The following is an 841-nucleotide window of genomic DNA, read 5'->3' as shown; positions in this document are numbered from 1 at the left end:
GGCGTGCTGGGCAGGCCGCTCGCGTTCTGGTGGCGCACGTCGCTGCTGAAGCGCAGTTCCTTCTCCTCGGCCTTCTTGCGCCAGCTCGCGATCTGCTCGAGCACCGTGTCAGGATTGCGCCCGGACTTACGGATCACTTCGACCTCGCTGATGAAGCCGGCTTGGCTCAGCGTCAGCCAGGCAGTGGCTTCCTTTGCCATGTCGATCCATGGCATCGACGGCGCGACGTAGAGCACGTCGTCGTGCGTGCCTGGCTTGAGATCCTTGGGGAACGGCACAACCCCGGAAACCGCCGCCGCGCCGATGAAGTCCTCCACCATCGGCTGTACGGCCATCGAGATGAAGTCGTCGGTCAGGCAGGCGTAGTGCACCCACTGCTCGACGAGCTCCTGCCGCTGGCTGCTGTAGGTACCGTCGTAGTTGCGGCTAACGCTGGAGTAGCTCGCGCTGATACCGGCGGCGAAGGCGCGCAGCTGCCCGTTCCGGAAGGTGATCAGGTTCGGGTTCGGGCGCTTGCTGTCGATCAGGCCGATCTCCTCTCCCACCGCCAGCGTGTCGATGATGGTGCCGGGCGACAGCCCCACCTGCCGCGGCAAGTCATTGCCGTTGTCGTCCTTCAGTGGGCCCTCATAGCCCCCGCCGTCGGGCGCGTGTCGCTTGACGTAGCCGGTCAGCATGGCCGCCACCTTGGCCGCGATCCGCTCGGACTCCTCGTAGTCCTTGATGTCCTCGATGCGGCCGATGACGCTCGCGAAGCGCGTCACGCCGCGAAGCTGGCCGATGCGTGACAGGTGCGCCAAGTGCAGCATGCGGTCGGCTGTAACCACCTTTAGGTCTTGGT

1 protein-coding gene is annotated in these 841 nt (G+C 65.4%); it reads right to left on the bottom strand.

The genetic code is table 11. From position 1 onward, the window contains the following. Positions 1-809, bottom strand: an 809-nt coding sequence (locus AC1D15_RS35050; protein WP_477829707.1) for a phage portal protein, incomplete at its 3' end; no start/stop codon positions are given. Positions 810-841: the final 32 nt, after the last annotated feature.

Source organism: Rhizobacter sp. P2_H2 (assembly GCF_056403375.1).
Note: the sequence above shows the minus strand (reverse complement) of the source record. Positions and strands in the feature narration are given on the sequence as shown.